Genomic DNA, 15505 nt, shown 5'->3' on the forward strand with positions numbered 1-15505 from the left:
CTTGAAAGGCACACCCATGTCTACGTCTGCCCGCCTGCCCTGGTACGCCTACGTCGTCGGCGCCCTGGTCCTGGCTGTAGCCCTCGCAATGTCGGCCCCCGGCGAGTACCAGCTCGCCCGCGCTGCCGGATGGGGCGAGTTCGTCGCCGCCGGCATGCCGGTCTGCATGAGCGTGTACGCCGTCGTCGCCGTGTGGTTCACCGAGAACCGTGCCAAGGGCGAGAAGGGCCGGGGCTCGGCCGTGGCAGGAGCTATCGGTGCCCTCGGGATGACCCTGACCGGTCAGGTCGTCGCCCACTGGATAGCGGCCGGATACATGACCTCCTCGAAGGAGCTGGTCGCCGCCGTCTCCGCTGTCCCGGCCATCGTCGCCGGTCATGTCGCGCACATGGTCATCCGCTCTGCGCGCCCCGCGGAGGCCGAGGCACAGTGGGTCGTCGAGGACCAGGACCAGGGCCAGGATCAGGGCGAGGCCGTCATGCCGGTTCAGCCGACACTCGACGGCACCGAGCCGCCGGTCGACGAGGTGGCCAAGCGCCGCGCCGGGCGTCGCCCCGGTCGCCCCGGCCCCTCCGTGGAGGAGCTGAAGCAGGCCGCCGCGACGCTCAGCACCAGGGGTGAAGAGATAAACGGTCCCAACCTCGCCAGGGTCATGGGCCGCAGCCGTCGCCAGGGCGCCCGCTACATCAGCCGACTCGAAGAAGCCACTGCCTGAGAACTGCGACCCGCGCCTCGTCCGTGAGGGACAATCTTTACAGCGAGAGTCCCCACGGGCGAGGAGACAGCGGAGGAATGGACGTAACGATCACAGTGCGCGTATGCGACATCTGTAAACGACGGGACAGGAACGCAACTCGCTTCACGCTCACGCCCGATGAGGGGAAGCCCCGTCAGCGGGATCTCTGCGACGAGGACGCCGCGCCCGTGCTCGCGGTGTTCGGCGAGGACGCCCTTAAGGCGACCGAGGACGACTCCGCGGATTCGCCGGCACCGCAGGAGCCTGCGGCGAAGAAGGCGCCCGCGAAGAAGGCCGCAGCCAAGAAGGCTGTCGCGAAGAAGACGACGGCGAAGAAGACGGCTGCTGGAACACGTCGACCCCGGCGTACCCCCGTCAGGACTCTGGCCGAGATCGAGGCGGAGAAGAAGGCGAAGGCCGCCGAGCAGACCTGAAACGACGAAAGGCGCCCCCTGCCGACCCGCGAGGGCCACCAGGGGGCGCTGTACTTACTCGGCCTCGTCAGAGTCCGATCCCTCGACCAGGCCGAGCGCGGTCGCTACCTGAACGATCAGGGCGACCTCGGGCCGGTCGGCGTAGACGATGGCGGCGACGCTCACGATCACTCCCAGGGCCGAGATGACGGCCCCGACGCGCGAGCGGTAGCGGACGGGCAGGACGGACACGAGAACGGATGCGGGGCGGCGATGCCTGCTCATCGGCGGCCCGCCTGCTTCTGGAGAGCTATGAAGCCCTGCGGCCCGATCTTCGGGTCGTGCAGGCCGCTGCGGTACTTCGGGTTCCGGTCGTGGAAGCGGGCCACCGCGCGCTGAGTCTCCGGACCGTAGAGGTCCGTCACCGAGCCCTTGATCGGCCCGTACCCCGCCTTGATGAGGAGCTGCTGAAGCTCGCGCACCTGCTTGTGGTGCACGCCCGGCTTCACGGCCGAACTGAGGGCAACGATCGAGGTCTTCACCGCAGCGGGCTTCGGCTTGGATGCCTCGGCCTTGGGCGCCCTGTCCTTCCATGCCGGGTCGGCCGACTTGATGCCCTCGGCGAAAGCCGGGTACCCGTAGCCGTAGACGTACGAGTCCTTGCGGCGCCGCTTCTTCTCGTACACGCCGTCGCCCTCGGCGCCGCCGTCGTCGTTGGTGTTGCCCTCGATCGTGTAGATGAACTCGGCGTCGTAGTCGTAGACCAGACCGGTGTGAGTCCCGCCGCCGGCACCGAAGAACACCTGCGCTCCCACGGCCGGATACGTGCTGAACTGCTTGCGCTGCTTGAACCAGGCGACGCCGGTCTCGCAGGACGCGGTACGCGGGTACAGGGCAGCGAGCCCGGCCTTCATCGCGCTCCAGGACACGAACGTCGCGCACCACGCCTGGAAGTCGCTCCACTCCAGGCCGGGCGTCTGGTCGCTGTACTTCTGGTCGTTGTTCCAGTGACCGGACTTCCGGCCCTCGTGGTAGCCCTTCTCGGCGCGGGCGATGCCGAGGATCTTCTGAGCCTGGGTGGTCAAGGGGGCGTTCTCCTTCGGGACATGCGAAAGGCCCCGTCCGTGGGGACAGGGCCTCGGGGAATGAGGGGGGTCTTAGGGGGTGGGGGTGGTCGTCGAGATGTGCGTGTCGAGACGCTCCGACACGGCCAGGCGCTCGACGCGCTCGTGGGACAGTTCGGCGCGCAGTTCGCGGATGTCCCGGCTGTGCTCGGCCTGGCCTTCGAGGACGCGGTCAAGTCCCGCGATCACTCGGTCCAGGTCGTCTCGCAGGTTCGTGTTGTGCGTGTTGGAGACCTGATCGCGGGCTTCCTGCGCGTGCTCGCGCACCTCGGCGATGGCTGTCCCCTGGCGCCGGACCAACTCGACGAGGACGCCGACGAGAGCCGCGGTGACCATTCCGCCGGCGGAGACCACCGCGACCTGAACGTCCGGGGGCATGCTCAACGGGACAACTCCCGGAGCTTGTCCTCCAGACGCTCGATTCGGTCGGCCTGGTCCTGCACGACGGACAGAAGCGCGACCCCGAGAAGGTCGTACCGCAGGGCGTCAATACGTCCCTCGTCGTCGTACGTGACGACCTCGGGAAGTGTCTCCGCGACCTCTTCGGCAATCAGGCCGAACTCGTCCCGCAGGTAGTCGTCCGAGCCCTCTTCCTTCGGGCGCCGGTCGTAGACGCGGGGACGCAGGGACAGAACTGCCTCGGGGTCGATATCGATGTCCCGGATGTTCTGCTTGAAGCGGCGCGACGAGGTGTTCCGGGCGAAGGTTCCGTCCCCCTGCACCCACACCGCGTAATACGTCCCGGACCCGGACACTGAGTCGTTGTGCACACGCTTCGTGCCGTTGGCCCACGAGATCGTGTCCCCTGACTCCAGGTAGGACGAGTGCGTGTGGGACGCGGGGGTGAAGGTGCTCGGCTTCGAGGTGATGCTCGACCACGCGTGCGTGTGGGACGACGGGGCGAACGTGCTGGGGACGCCGGTCAGTTCCGTCCAGGCGTGGCCGTGAGCGCTCGGGACATAACTCGTCGGCTTGCCCGTGACCTGCGTCCAGTCGTGCGTGTGCGCGGACGGGGGCAGAGTCGAAGGGCGGTCGGTGATATCGGCCCACAGGTGCGTGTGCGCGGACGGCGCGAACGTCGTGGGCTTGCCGGTCAGGGTCGACCAGCTCACGTTGGAGATGAGCGCGGTCCAGGCCGTGTCGTTCCAGAACTCGAATGCGCTCGTGTCGGCGTTGTAGCCGATCTGTCCCAAGCGCGCGGACGTGGGACGAGTCAGCGTGTTCCACGCCAGGATTCGCGTCCCCACGAAGGGGCGCGTTCTCGATATGTCCGCCAACGTGATCGAGGTGACACTCGCGTTCACCGTGACCTGGGCCAGGGGCAGTTCGTAGACGGCGGTGTCCGTCTGCGTCAGGGCTGGAGGAGTCGTCGAGCCCGCGGTGCCCTGCTTCACAGCGAGGACGATGCTGTTCAGCGACGGGTCCAGTCGCAGAATTACCCGGTCGACGCGGACCGATGTGCCGGCGGCCGGGATGGTGACGACCTCGGTCGCGGTCGACTGCACCATGAAGCCACGGAGGAACGCCAGGCCGGAGGAGACGTTGAGCGTCATGCCGGTGTTGGCCGTGACGTTGAACCCGGACCCACCGAACGAGGCCACGACGCCCGACTCCTGGAACTCCCGGAACATCTGGCTGAACTGGGTCTCGGTGACGGCCTGGGCGTCGAACGGGTACGAAGTGATTGCCAAGAAGAGACTCCTTAAATGGCTGACCCGGCGTCCTCGATAGCGAGGTGCGAGCCGCCCGAGACGAGATACCGGACCTGCCCGTACGTGGCGGCAGCCCGGTTCACCTTCAGGCCGATACCGATGGTGACCGTGCCTGCGGCGGGGTTGTTGAGGTACCAGTTCGCGTTGATCCCGCTCGCGGTGAACGAGTCGTCGTCGAACAACGTGCTGTAGAAGGTTCCGAGGAGCGTGCTCGTGTTGCTCACGGTTGTTCCGGCCGCCCACCGGCAGGCCGTGTAGCCCGACTGCTTCGCGTACCGGATGGTGGCGCTCGCGTTGTCGCCCGTCGCGTCGGTGTCCACGGCGGCCACCCGCAGGTTGATCCGGTAGCACCGGTTCGCCTCGGCCGTGAACGTCTGGGTGTAGACGATCGTCTCCGTGTCGCCGACGTACGCCGTACTGGCGAGAGCCTGCATGGCCATCACGCCGCGAGGAGTCTTCTCCACGTGCGCCGAGGAACGCCAAGCGGTCCAGCCCGCCGCGTCGTTGCCCGAGCGCGTCCACTCCTCGGTGACGGTCGGGCTCAGTCGTAGCCACGTCTGGTGCGCGAAGGCGGCGCCCACAGGGTGAACCGTCCGCACGGTGCCGTACCTGCCGCCGTTGCCGAAGTCCCATCCGCCGGTGGCCGCCTGCGTCTCGGTCATCGTCATCGTGGAGACGCCGTACGGGTACGCGCTGGGCAGGGAGCTTTGTGTGTAGCTCGCGGGGGTGAGCTGGTTGTCGAAGCCGGTCTGCCGCCAGGGGGACCAGCCTGCCGAGCTGCCCGCGCGCATCCACGTCTCAGGCGTGGTGGCGCCGGACACGCGGTGCCACGTCTGCGTGGCATCGCCGCGCAGTCTCCGGGTGACGAGGATTCCCCACTTGCCGCCGAACTCCCAACCGCCGGCGGTGGATTCGGTGTCGGTGAGGTAGAGCGTGGAGGTGCCTTCGGGGTAGGTCGCAACGGCTGTCGACTGCGTAACTGCGGTAGCCGTGAGCTGATGGTCGAACCCGACCTGCCGCCAGGGAGACCAGCCGCTTGCGTTCCCGCCGCGCACCAACATTTCGTGTGCGGTGGTGCTCGCGTGCACTCGGCGCCAGGTCTGCGAGGCGTCGCCGCCGGACCATGCGCGGGTGGTGACGTGCCCCCACTTGCCGCCGAAGTCCCAGCCGCCCGCCGTAGCGGCGGTAGCGCTCAAGTAGAACTCGGTGGTCTCGTTTTCCGGGTAGCTGGTGGGGGGCGTGGCTTGCGTGATGCCGGTGGGGACGATGACGCGAGCGCCGGAAGGGGTGGCCTCGGCTGTGCGCTCCAGCGAGGACACTCGCGACTCCAAGTCCTTCTGCGCGGATGCGGCAGCCGCCTCGGCGGAGAGCGGAGTCGGATCGCCCAGGGTGGCGCCGAGCCGGTACCCGTCCGAGTCGACCTTCAGGACCATGCCCGTGACGACGGCCGCCATCTCCGAGCCGCCGACGATGACGGACACCTTGTCGCCCAGGAACCAGTCACGCCCGAAGTCGAGCGCGGAGTCCTCCATGGGCACGGCCTGAGCCGCCTTGACCGTGGCGCCGCCATCGGCGAGAGCCTCCGTGCCCTTCTGCGTCAACTCGGTTGTGTCCGTCGAGGACCGCTCGTCGATGAACGACTCGATCCGGCGGCCCCAGTCCGTCTCGGCCGCGATCGAGTCCACGCTGTCGACACCGACGAACAGCCGGTTGGAGCCGTCCCCGTCGCCGCCGACAATGACCCGCGTCTTCTGCGGAGTCGACACGGACACACGCTGACCGGCGAGCGTGTTGTTCACGACGCCGAGCCGGGCTTCCTTCGTACGGTCCTGCACCGCGTACGTCTCGAAGACGAGGTTCGTACCGCGCTGCACGATCCGGAAGCCCAGGTTGTTCGGCTCGGCGAGTGCCGCGCACAGTTCGCCGAGGGTCTCGAAGCGCGCGGACTTGCTGATGATCGAGCCCCGCGCGCCGTTCGTGCCCATGATGAGTCCGGCCCGGCGCCGGTTGGCCGGGGCGCCAGGCCCGCAGTTCGCGTTGACGTAGTAGTGCATGAGCGACTCGGCCGTGTCGGTCCGGTCGTCGTAGGCGAAGTTCTGCGTGGCCGCGTCCCCGTTGGCGGGGTCGGGCCAGGCGAGCATGTCGGACAGGATGATCGTGTCGTCGACACCCTCGACGGTCAGCGTGCCCAGGGGGTCAGTCGCGGTGACCGCGTTCTCGGTCTTCGTCACCGGCCCGGAGAACAGAACGTCCGAAGGGCCGGTGACGAGGATGCCGGCGCCCGGGGTCGACAGGACGGCGGCGAGCGGATGCTCCGCGTTCAGCGAGAGCTTCCAGGAGCCGACGTTGTTGTGTACGTCCGTCGCTTCCATGGTGAGGAGATCCGCGGGGATGGCTCCCACGCGCGTCAGGGTCTTGTCCCGGACCTCGACGAGAAGATCCTCTTGCCGCACTAGATCACCACCCACTTACGAGGACGCCACGAGCACACGACCTTGGAGGCGGTCGTGATGTTGAGGAGAGAGGCCGTCGCCGTCGAGGCGCCCGGCGCGACGGACCAGAAGCGGGGAGCCGTGTTCAGTGCGGTGTACCGGTTGGCTCCGGTGCTGTCCTTGACCGTGCCCGCGCCCATGTCGACGACGAGCTTCTCCCCGGCCGCGAGCGTGCCTGTCCAGTGCAGTACCTCGCCGGTCGGGCTGACCGCCTTGAAGTTGTCGCCGGGCCCGGTCACCTCCCATACGGGGTAGGCGGGCACGTCGCCGTCGTTGGCCAGTTCCACGGTGCCGATCGCCTGCGACGAGGAGAGCGGCATCGCTGACATCGACGACAGGAACGAGGCCGCCACGGTGCCGCCGATCGCGACCGTCTGAGGTGACTCCGACAGGAAGTACGGACTCGGGGCCCGCAGTGTGATGACGGTCTGAATGTCCCGGTGGCCCGCGCCGGGGTCGATGCTGCCTCCGCCGGTCCAGCGGACCGCCGTCGACCAGCGGACCCCCGGTTCGTCGATGTACGTCAGGGTGCATTCGTCGGCCAGGACCCGGGCGAGGCGAGTCACCAGCGAGGAGAGGTGGGCCCTGTCCCGGCCCACGATGTCGAGGGGGATGTCGATGTTGCGGGGGAGGACGCGCCGCCCACGGTAGGTGGCGCCGTCCCCTGCGCCTTCGAGCCACTGCACGGAGAGCTGGGGCAGGCCCAGGCCGGTTATGCCGGCGAGGGCCTGGAACCCCAACCCATCCGTCTCGAATCCGGACAGGCTCAACCTGTCCGAGGAGGAACTGAGTTCGAGCTTTACCAACCGGCCATCCTTGCCCGCGAGGCAGCAGAGAACAGCTCCTCCTCGGACGAGAGGGAGCTGTTGGAGCCCGCGTAGTAGTTGAGAACCTTCGTCACGGACTGGCCGGATCCAGCCGCCGACAGGCCGCCGGAGACAGCGGCCGTGACCTGGCCCGAGGCGCCCGAAACGGCGCTTGCAGCAAGGGCGTTCGTCGCGCGTTCCACCTGTGCCTGCTGGTCCTCGACGCCGAGGCCGAAGCCCTTGCCGACGAACGAGCCGAGCTTGCGGAACAGGCGCGAAGGGCTGTGGATATCCAGCGACTTCTTGATCGCTGCGACCATGGCGTCAGCGATCTTGAGCATCTGCTTCTCGATCGCGTCCTGTTGGGCTTCGAGCCCGCGGACCAGCCCTTCGGCCGCCTGGATACCGGCGTCGTACATGTAGCTCGACGCGGTGGACCCGGCCTTGTTGGCGTACTTCTCCAACTCGGCTTGCAGGTCGTTGATTTCGCTGACACCGCTCAGGCCCGCATTGGCGATGGCCTCGGCCGCAGCGAGACCGGCCTCGGGCCCGGCCGACGCGATCTGGTCGAACGTCGTGCTGTTCAGGCCGAGGGTCTTGAGCTTCTTCAGGACCGCCGCGAACTTCTTCGCCTGCTCGACCGCGTTCTTCAGCCCCGACGAGATCCCGGTGAACGAGGTGTCCTCGATCTTCGTGACGTCGCCTGTGCTGATGACCGTGTCCGCGATCTGCTGCGCGTAGTTGGAGGCTTCCTCGCGGATCTTGTCGAGGTTGTCCCGCGCGGCTTCCAGCTTCTTGCCGACCGACTCCCACTGGGCGGCCAGCTTCAGGAGCGCGGCCCGGTCCTTGGCGATCCGCTCCTTCAGGCCCTTCGAGGCGTTCTTCGGGATCTTCGCCGTCAGCTCGTTCAGCGACGTCTTGACGTTGTCGTACTGCGACTCAAGGCCCTTGATCAGGCCCTTGATGATGAGCTGACCTGCGTTGTAGAGGAGCTTGGCGTCCTTGGGGGCCGGGCCCTTCCAGTCGGTGAGCTTGCTCGTCAGGTCGCCGAGGGTGCTCTTGACCGAGCTGAACATCGACTTGAGGCCGTCGATCAGGCCGGTGATGATCTTCTTTCCGGCGTCCACGAGCAGGCTCTTCGCACTGCTGAAGATGGCCGTGACCTTGCCCGGCAGCTCCTTCACGAAGTCGACGCAGCCTTGCACCTTCGTCTTGAAGATGTTCACCACTGCGTCCCACGCCACGGTGGCCGCAGTCCGGATGTCCGCCCACGTCTGGCTGAAGAACTTCGTGATCGCGGACAGTGCCGCGCCCGGCGCCGCCCGCAGGTCGGCGAGGAACGTAGACCAGCGCGAGGTGAGCGATGCCCACAGCTCCAGGCAGATCGTCTTCACGGCCTGCCATCCGGCCTTGAACATCTCGCCGATGCCCTTGAGGAGCTTCCCGCCGGCACCGAGGATTCCGACGCCCAGGAAGACCTTGAAGGCTCCAACGACCGTGTCCCAGAGGCCCGAAAGGAACGTCGAGAGGCCGTTCCATATCTGCTTCAGGCCGTTGCCGAAGGTGCTCCAGTCGCCGGTAAGCGTGCCCTTGAAGAACCCGATGACCGTCTTGAAGACGCCGACGATGATGTCCCAGACACCGACGAAGATGTCCTTCAGGCCGGTGAAGACGTCCGCTACGCCTTCGATGGCGTCGACCAGCGCGCCCAGGAACAGCCCCGCAATGAACTCAATTGCCGGTGCCAGGATCGGCATCAGGAAGTTCACGAGAGCGAGGAGCGCTTCGAGGAGCGGCTGAACCGCCTCCATGACGGCGGCGAACGCCTCGGAAATCTGAGGCAGGAACTCGGCGGCGAGCTGCTGTACCACCGGGATCAGCGGCAGGATCGCGGCCGTGAGGATTTGCATCAGGATCTCGATCACGGGCTGAAGCGCGGCTGACATGACCGACAGGGCCTCGGTGATCAAGGGGATGACCGGGGCGAGCCCGGCGACGAGCGCCTCGATCAGTGGGGTGACCGCCTCGACGACGGTCATCAGGAGCGGGGCAAGCGCGGCAACGGCGCCGCCCAGGGCCTCACCGAGGAGCCCGACCAGGGGCTCGATCGCGGGAGCGAGTTGAGTAAACGTTTCTGCAAGCGGCGTCAAGATCGACGCAACCAGCGGGCCGAGGCTGGTCAGCATGGACCCGACCAGCGAAAGGAGTGCCCCGAGGGCCTGGCCGACCGGGGCCATCGCGGGCGCGAGGGCACTCACCGCGGCCTGGATACCGTTGAACAGGGCCTCGACGCCCTCGACCATCGCGGGCTGTGACAGGGCACCAGCGATGGCGCCCAGCGCCGTGCCGATGATCGATCCGACCTGCGGCAGGATCGTGGTCAGGAGCGAGCCGAGCGTCTTGAAGAGGTTCTCGACCGCCGGGCCTGACGTGTCGGCGATCCGCTGCATCGCCTCGTGGGCGGCAGCGAAGACGTCCGTCATGCCCTTCTGGAAGCCCTCGCTGTCCACTGTCTTGTGGATGCGGTCGAGGGAGTCGGCCAGAGTGCCGAGCGTCGAACCGCCGGCAGCTGTAGCCGCCCGGGAGAAGCCCGCGAGAATGCCGCCCGTGTCGGCGAGGATCGACCCCAGATCCTTCAGGGCCTGGATGCCCTGGTCGATCATGTCCTTGAGGCCGTTGTCGCCCTTCTTCTTCAGCCAGGCATCGAAGTTCTCGCTGATCCGGACGAACCAGTCGGCCAGGGAGGGGAGGTAGCTGGTGCCGACCTTGCCGAGGGTGGCGATGATCGACGCGAAGGTGTCCGTGCCCTGCGTCGCGATGCCGATGGAGTCCGACAGGTCCTTGAACATCTGGTCCAAGGCCGGGGACAGGGAGGTGCCGAGGTTGGTCGCGAACGACCCGAAGAAGCCGCCGAGTTCGGTCGCCGTCTTGGAGACGCCCGCCGTGAACTTCGGAAGCAGGTCGTCGACCACGGCCCGGATGGGCTCCGCGGCCTTCGCCCAGAAGTTCTCGCTGATCGTGTCCTGAAGGTCGTGAAGAGCGGACTTGACCTCGGGGACGATCTTGTTGAAGTCCTTGAACGCGGCGATCGAGACGCCAAGGCCCACGGCCATGCCGCCCAGAAGTCCGGGCAGAAGCAGGGCTGTTGGGGCGATCGACGCGAGCGACGAGGAGAGGGCGGCGAGGTTACTCGTGGCCGCGATGCCCGATGCGCCCAGACCGGCGATGGCGGTCGCCAGGGTGCCGATGATCGGCGCCGACCGGTCGAGGTTCTTGATCGTGTTGCCCAGGCGCTCGAACATGTCGCTGATCACGCGTCCGCCGGACAGGGCCTTGAGCATCGCGGCGGCCGTGGCCGCAGCCGACGCGTTGACCTTTGGGATGATGTCGACGACCCGGTTCCGGGTCAGGATCGCCATGTGCGCCAGGACGGCCACGATCCCCGTACGGGATACCTCGGGCTCGACCTCCGACTTCAGCTTGTCGATCTTGTCTTGCAGGTCGTCGATGTCCCGCTCGACCTTGCGCTTCGCGAGCGCGTCCAGCTCGGGCGTGATCTGGGCCCGCAGATTGCGCATCTGCCCGAAGGCCGCTTCGAGTTGCCGGCGGACCTGCGCGACCTTCTGCCCGTCGAGTTCGGGCCGGATGGCTATCTCGTCGAGCTGAGCCTGAATCTCGTCGGCTGCCTGCTGTGAGGCGGCCCGGGATTCGGCGAGGAGATCCCGCTTCGCCTCTTCCAAGGACGCCTGGTCGAGCTTCACCTTCAGGTCGGTCTCGGCGAGCTTCTGAAGCTCCCGCTCGATCTCCGAGATAGCGGCCTGAACCGAAGCCTTGCTCTCCTTGTCGACCCGGAGGTCTATGTGCCCGATCTCGTCGAGGCGATCCTCGAACATGCTGATCGCGGCGTTCAGGCTCGGCTCGTTGAGGTCGACGTCGATGTCCGTCTCGCCGAGCGCGACGAGGGCGGCCTTCACCTTGGCGATGGCCGCCATGACGGAGCCCTGGTTGTCCAGGTTCACGCCGAGGTGCAGGTCCGACAGCTCGGCCTCCGCCTGCCGGCGGGTCCTGCGGGCTTCCTGTACGACCTGGCGGCCGGTCGCCGAGAACGTGATGCGGTGCTGGTTCGCGCGGGCCTGGTACTCGCGGACGGCCTTGGTGACCTCGCCGGACATCCCCGCGAGGTCGAGCCTCGTATAGAAGCGGATCTTGCGGGTGTCGGTCTTCTTGTTGTCGTTGTTGATCGACCGGACCGCTTCGAGGACATCCTTGCGAGCGCCGGTCGGATCGGCCTTCGTACGGATGGTGACCGCGATGTCGTGCTCAATCTTCTTGAGCTTTTCCTTCAGGTCATCCTTGAACCCGGAGGTATCCGGCATGACCTTGACCGCTACGCGGCCGACGACATTCGCATCCGACACCGGCTCACCTCCGCTGGAATTGCTTGTAAATCTCCGCGACAGAGCGCCGCTTCTTGGCCTGCTTCTCCGGGGCCTTCTTCTTCGGCTCTGGCCTCGGAAAGGGCGGAATCTTGGGGGCCTTGCTCTTGCCCCACTGGCCGGTCGCCCGCGTGTTCTGATTGATCGCGTCGAATAGGTCGGCGGTCAGATGCCGGTCCTGACCCCAGCCGAATAGCGCACGGCCGCCCGACGCGAGAGCGACCGTAAGAGAGGTGTCGGGAAGCCTCTGCACAAGCAGAAGGACGAGAGCAGGGGAAGGCCCCCGGCCCGCTACCACCCCGGCGAGATCAACGCCGAAGTGGAACAGCAGGTCCGGGTACAGGCCCTCGCCGTATTCGTCGATCAGCCCTGCGAGGCCGAGGCTTCCCCCGCCTGAGTGCTCTCGCCGTAGTGGCGGAAGACCTCGGCGAGGATCGCCAGGTCGCCGCCCACCTCGCCGAGGAGCGTGTCGGCCGCCTTCTCGGACTGCGCCACGGTGCGGATCGCCTTGGACAGCAGCTCCGCCTGATCGCTGTCCTCCTTGCCCATCTGCTCCTGAAGAGCGAGCAGTTCGTCACGGCGGGTCTTCGGCAGGCGCAGCGGATTGAGGAGCCGGACGGACTCGCCGCCGACCTCGATGTCGGTCGAGCCGTACTTGCGCTCAGCGGCGGCGCGGATGTCGTCGAGGGAGTAAGAAGCCAAGGGGGTGCGGACCTCCAGAGAGAAGACAGACAGGGGAAGCGGACCGAGGAGAGAAGAGGGAGGCCCGGCGCGGGCGGGTCCGCAATGCGCCCGCGCCGGGAGTCATCACGCCTGGCCAGCCACCCAGGCAGTGCCGTTCCAGTACGCCTTCGAGGAGTCGCCCAGAAGCACGTGCTGACCGGTGGTCCACGCGGTCGTCGGGGTGGCGATCACGCTGGACATACCGGCGAGGGTGGTCGGGGCGGTGGCGCCCTCGGGAGTGAAGGAGCCCGGGGAACCGGCGGTCGCGCCAGTAGCCATGACGCCGCCCAGGGGCGTGATGGCGTAGGTCCAGGTGTTGTTGCCGTACGCCATAGGCTTCACGCCGAGCGGCAGACCGGCGAGGGACTCGGTGTCCGAGATCGCCATGTCGTCCGCGCGGTAGATCTCGGCGCGCGGGGCGTAGAAGGCGAAGTGGTTGTCCCCGTCGATGAAGATCGCCATGAAGGCCGCCTGCGTCGGCTCCGGCTCGGTGGGAACACCGACCGAACCGTCCGGCAGGATCGGCGCGTTGGCGCCGAAGTAGAGCTTCAGCGCCGCCGTGTCGAACTGCTGGAGCGTGAACGTCATGGTCTCGGTCCTGGCCGAGTACTTCGTCCGCAGGCTCTTGTTCTGAAGGCTGCCGATCGTGGTCGCCTCGCCGCCCTCGGAGGTGATGCCGAAGACGTCTTCCAGGCTGGTGTGCCCGACGTTCTGCCACGGGGAAGTGGGCGTCAGGAGATCCGCCGGCATCGCGGTGCCGGTCGGGGCGGTCAGGTAGTTACCGGAGCCGACGACAAGGGTTGCGTCATCGTTGATCGCCAAGAGGCTGCATCCTTACTCGCGCACGCGAAAGACCCGGCGCCCCGCGACGGGGGACCGGGCCTTGCGTGAATGGAACTGTCAGGGGGTGAAGGGGCGAGTCCGCGGCTTGCGGATCTGCACGTCGAAGATCGACTCGTAGCGCCACACCCCCGTGGGGAGGTCGGCGTACTGGACGGGGCCGGTAGCGGTCGCCCAGTCCGTTGCGCGTCTCGGCGCCGAGTTCAGGTCCACGCGGATGATGTGGCCGAGTCGCGGATAGACCTTCTGCTTCAGCCAGGCGTCACGCATGACGACGCGGACGGCCTCGCCGAGAATCGCCGCGTCCTCGTCCCCGTTGGGGTCCGGCGCGAAGGTGTTGATCACGATGCGGGCCGCGTCCGTGAAGCGGGTGTCGCCCTGCCACTCACCCCATGTCGGATCGCGGCGGACCAGGACGAGGGGGAACTTCTCGTGCAGGTCGACGAGGGACTTCACCCGAATTCCCGGCAGGCCCTCGCGCAGTACAGAGAGAAGGAGATCCTCGACGGGGGACAGCTCGGCCATGGCCTTGATGTGGTGAGGGAGTCCTGCCAGACCGTTTCTCCTTTTGGCTGCGTGCTCTCGCATCCCGCGCGATGCGGTAGGCTCAAACTCGAAGAGTGAGTTACCCCCCTCTGGCGACAGGGGAGTGCGGCAACCCCTTCGAAGCCCGCGCACCAGGTCGTATGCACTTCGACCTCAACGGAACTGTCCGTCGCAAGACGGCACGCAGTCGGCGGGTGCTGTGTGTTACAGACTTGCCGTCTGTCCGTTGAGGTTCGCCGCGTTCGCGGTGGCTTCCACGCAGTCGGCATCGCCGTGGAGGTAATCCCTTGTTGCGAAGCGTGCTCGAACAACTCGCCGTTAATGCCCCATGGGTTGTGCTCGGAGTCATCGTCGTAATTGCGTTGACATTTCGGAGCACCATTCGGATTTCTTTGGACAAGTCAGATCCGGCTTCGCGTCCGGAGATCATCCGGGCGCTGCGAGACCTGTTCCATAGGTGCCGCTAGCCGAGATGCACCTTCCCCTTCCGCTTCTTGGGCAGGTTCGCGGCGCGGGCCAGGATGAACAGACCGTCCATCGCGCCCTGCATGGCGAGGTACGTCCTGCCGTTCTTGTCCGTCCGGACCACCACGTCAGCGGCGCGGCCATACTCGATCGACAGGGCAGCGGCCTTGCCGCGCTCGTCATCCAGGACGACGTACTTGTCCACGGCGCCGTCAACCACGTCGATCCGCGCGTGGCCCTCCAAACGGTGCTGGAGAAGCAGTTCCTCGGCCCGTGCGGCGATCTCGAACCGGACTTCGTCGAGGGCGACCTGAACGCCGGGAAGGAGGGCGATGTACTTCTCCAGCTCGTGACGGCCCACCTTGTCTTCGATCTCTGCCATCAGGGCCGCTCCCTAATGTCGATCGACCAGTGCCGCGTACGGCGGTCGCCGTGGTGATAGGCCGGAGGGGTCACGATGTCCCACAAGCGGCCCTGGTACTCGACCCGTGACCACAGGGTCACGCCCTCGACATGAGGGTCAACGACCATGCGGACGACGTTGATCTGTTGCTGACCTGGCACCTCGGCCTTGCCGCTGCGCTGCGGGATAAAGGCGGCCCTGACGTCGACCGGGTTGTCCTCGTCCACGGAGATGACGGTGTTGCCCCGGTTGTCGACGACCTCCTTCGTCCGCCAGACGCGGGCGGGTTGGCCTCGCCTGCGCTGCACGCTCACCAGGGGCTCACCTCATCCCCGAACAGGGGGAACGGCGAAGCCGGGGAGTAGTCGACGGGTACGTGGCCGACATCGCGCGGGCGCCGCTTGGTGCCCCAGGCGGAGACGACCACGCTGGAGATGCCGCGCTTTCGCCCGGCAAGCTCCTCCAGGAGTCGGATCTCCTCGCGCGTGAAGTACACGGTGCCGGCGTCACGTCCGATGTCCGACCAGGCGAGCGTCTCGTCCCCGGCCCGGCTCTGTGTATAGCCGTTGGGGTTGCGCATGTACCGTGCCGCAGCCTTCAGGACCAACGTGCGCACCAGGCGCGGAACGGTCTCCTCGGGCCACTCGCGGCCGTACGTGGCCGCGAGGTCGGATGCGTCCTCCAACGCCCCTGTTGCGATGCGCAGTTCGTCAGGGTCGAGGTCCCAGTCGAGGCGACCTTTTAGCTCGTCGACCGTGGCATATGTCAAGCGATTCCCTCGTTGATCCATCGAAAAGGTGAACCAATTC

Annotated in this window: 16 protein-coding genes; 2 read left to right on the forward strand and 14 right to left on the reverse strand. The window is 67.0% G+C overall.

Features of this window, described 5'->3' with window-relative positions; all coding sequences use genetic code 11:
• Window positions 1-16: 16 nt before the first annotated feature.
• The gene (locus ACIBEI_RS12385) at window positions 17-715 is read left to right on the forward strand and encodes a hypothetical protein (RefSeq protein ID WP_398887826.1); all 699 of its coding nucleotides are present in this window, start codon (window positions 17-19) and stop codon (window positions 713-715) included.
• Window positions 716-792: 77 nt separating this feature from the next.
• The gene (locus tag ACIBEI_RS12390) at window positions 793-1170 is read left to right on the forward strand and encodes a hypothetical protein (protein WP_398887828.1); all 378 of its coding nucleotides are present in this window, start codon (window positions 793-795) and stop codon (window positions 1168-1170) included.
• A gap of 54 nt (window positions 1171-1224) precedes the next feature.
• Here ACIBEI_RS12390 and ACIBEI_RS12395 read toward each other — a convergent pair whose 3' ends face one another.
• The 14 genes from ACIBEI_RS12395 to ACIBEI_RS12460 all read right to left on the reverse strand — a co-directional run bounded on the left by ACIBEI_RS12395 (window position 1225) and on the right by ACIBEI_RS12460 (window position 15465).
• Window positions 1225-1434 carry a hypothetical protein gene (locus ACIBEI_RS12395; protein ID WP_398887830.1) on the reverse strand — a complete coding sequence of 70 codons (210 nt, stop codon included), beginning with the start codon at window positions 1432-1434 and terminating at the stop codon, window positions 1225-1227.
• A complete protein-coding gene (locus ACIBEI_RS12400; RefSeq protein WP_398887832.1) occupies window positions 1431-2234 on the reverse strand; it encodes a peptidoglycan-binding protein in 804 nt (267 codons plus the stop codon). Before ACIBEI_RS12400 ends, ACIBEI_RS12395 begins: the two co-directional genes overlap by 4 nt.
• A 72-nt stretch (window positions 2235-2306) precedes the next feature.
• Window positions 2307-2651 (reverse strand): DUF2746 domain-containing protein, encoded by a 345-nt coding sequence (locus tag ACIBEI_RS12405; protein WP_398888320.1) that lies wholly within the window; start codon window positions 2649-2651, stop codon window positions 2307-2309.
• A 2-nt stretch (window positions 2652-2653) separates the two neighbouring features.
• Window positions 2654-3964: a tail fiber domain-containing protein gene (locus ACIBEI_RS12410; protein ID WP_398887834.1), complete on the reverse strand. Its 1311-nt coding sequence runs from the start codon at window positions 3962-3964 to the stop codon at window positions 2654-2656.
• Window positions 3965-3975: 11 nt separating this feature from the next.
• On the reverse strand, window positions 3976-6438 hold the full coding sequence (locus tag ACIBEI_RS12415) for a siphovirus ReqiPepy6 Gp37-like family protein (protein ID WP_398887835.1): 2463 nt from the start codon (window positions 6436-6438) through the stop codon (window positions 3976-3978).
• Window positions 6438-7283, reverse strand: coding sequence for a phage tail domain-containing protein (locus ACIBEI_RS12420; RefSeq protein WP_398887837.1), 846 nt, complete (start codon window positions 7281-7283; stop codon window positions 6438-6440). Before ACIBEI_RS12420 ends, ACIBEI_RS12415 begins: the two co-directional genes overlap by 1 nt.
• Window positions 7277-11701, reverse strand: a complete 4425-nt coding sequence (locus tag ACIBEI_RS12425; protein ID WP_398887839.1) for a hypothetical protein — start codon at window positions 11699-11701, stop codon at window positions 7277-7279. Before ACIBEI_RS12425 ends, ACIBEI_RS12420 begins: the two co-directional genes overlap by 7 nt.
• Before the next feature lie 4 nt (window positions 11702-11705).
• Complete coding sequence (locus tag ACIBEI_RS12430) at window positions 11706-11972, reverse strand: hypothetical protein (protein ID WP_398887841.1); 267 nt, start codon at window positions 11970-11972, stop codon at window positions 11706-11708.
• A 110-nt stretch (window positions 11973-12082) separates the two neighbouring features.
• Window positions 12083-12421 carry a phage tail assembly protein gene (locus ACIBEI_RS12435; protein WP_398887843.1) on the reverse strand — a complete coding sequence of 113 codons (339 nt, stop codon included), beginning with the start codon at window positions 12419-12421 and terminating at the stop codon, window positions 12083-12085.
• 105 nt (window positions 12422-12526) lie between these two features.
• A complete protein-coding gene (locus tag ACIBEI_RS12440) occupies window positions 12527-13264 on the reverse strand; it encodes a hypothetical protein (protein ID WP_398887845.1) in 738 nt (245 codons plus the stop codon).
• Between the two features lie 78 nt (window positions 13265-13342).
• Entirely contained in the window at window positions 13343-13807 is a 465-nt protein-coding gene (locus ACIBEI_RS12445; RefSeq protein WP_398887847.1) for a hypothetical protein, read from the reverse strand.
• Window positions 13808-14291: 484 nt separating this feature from the next.
• Entirely contained in the window at window positions 14292-14675 is a 384-nt protein-coding gene (locus ACIBEI_RS12450; protein ID WP_398887849.1) for a DUF5403 family protein, read from the reverse strand.
• Complete coding sequence (locus ACIBEI_RS12455; RefSeq protein WP_398887851.1) at window positions 14675-15010, reverse strand: phage head-tail adapter protein; 336 nt, start codon at window positions 15008-15010, stop codon at window positions 14675-14677. The genes ACIBEI_RS12450 and ACIBEI_RS12455 overlap by 1 nt, the downstream gene beginning before the upstream one ends.
• Window positions 15007-15465, reverse strand: a complete 459-nt coding sequence (locus ACIBEI_RS12460) for a hypothetical protein (RefSeq protein ID WP_398887853.1) — start codon at window positions 15463-15465, stop codon at window positions 15007-15009. Before ACIBEI_RS12460 ends, ACIBEI_RS12455 begins: the two co-directional genes overlap by 4 nt.
• Window positions 15466-15505 lie beyond the last annotated feature (40 nt).

Origin of the sequence: Streptomyces sp. NPDC050988, from assembly GCF_044456225.1 — a bacterium.
Lineage (GTDB): Bacteria > Actinomycetota > Actinomycetes > Streptomycetales > Streptomycetaceae > Streptomyces.

Coding starts and splice junctions, on each gene's coding strand:
- ACIBEI_RS12385 (WP_398887826.1), top strand. CDS start 17: ATGTCTACGTCTGCCCGCCTGCCCTGGTACGCCTACGTCGTCGGCGCC.
- ACIBEI_RS12390 (WP_398887828.1), top strand. CDS start 793: ATGGACGTAACGATCACAGTGCGCGTATGCGACATCTGTAAACGACGG.
- ACIBEI_RS12395 (WP_398887830.1), bottom strand. CDS start 1,434: ATGAGCAGGCATCGCCGCCCCGCATCCGTTCTCGTGTCCGTCCTGCCC.
- ACIBEI_RS12405 (WP_398888320.1), bottom strand. CDS start 2,651: ATGCCCCCGGACGTTCAGGTCGCGGTGGTCTCCGCCGGCGGAATGGTC.
- ACIBEI_RS12445 (WP_398887847.1), bottom strand. CDS start 13,807: ATGGCCGAGCTGTCCCCCGTCGAGGATCTCCTTCTCTCTGTACTGCGC.
- ACIBEI_RS12450 (WP_398887849.1), bottom strand. CDS start 14,675: ATGGCAGAGATCGAAGACAAGGTGGGCCGTCACGAGCTGGAGAAGTAC.